The sequence below is a fragment of the Isoptericola croceus genome (assembly GCF_029382255.1).
Lineage (GTDB): Bacteria > Actinomycetota > Actinomycetes > Actinomycetales > Cellulomonadaceae > Isoptericola > Isoptericola croceus.
This window is the reverse complement of the sequence record NZ_JARLLG010000248.1, coordinates 1-273: the sequence shown is the minus strand read 5'-3', so window position 1 is coordinate 273 and position 273 is coordinate 1. Positions and strand designations below refer to the sequence as shown.

Below are 273 nucleotides of genomic sequence, written 5' to 3'. Positions count from 1 at the left end.
GCGCTTTCCTGTTCTGCACTGAAGCATCCAAAGCCTATTTTCCTGAACAGTAAATTCAATATCCATCATTTCTTTATAGTGACTCTCCAAAATTTTGCAGTTCTCAACGAGCTCTTCATAAGGCTCCGGCATGTGGTCCCTCATAGCATCAAGATCCTCTGGAGTTCTGATTCCAGCAACCACATCTTCACCCTGAGCATTCACAAGGAATTCGCCGTAAAGCTTCTTCTCTCCAGTGCTTGGGTTCCTAGTGAAGAGCACACCCGTGCCAGA

General features: G+C 46.2%; 1 protein-coding gene. It reads right to left on the bottom strand.

All coding sequences use genetic code 11. The features are described 5' to 3' along the window. Nucleotides 1-273: PEP/pyruvate-binding domain-containing protein (locus PZC42_RS24645; RefSeq protein WP_277214139.1), on the bottom strand; the 273-nt coding region annotated here is incomplete at both ends.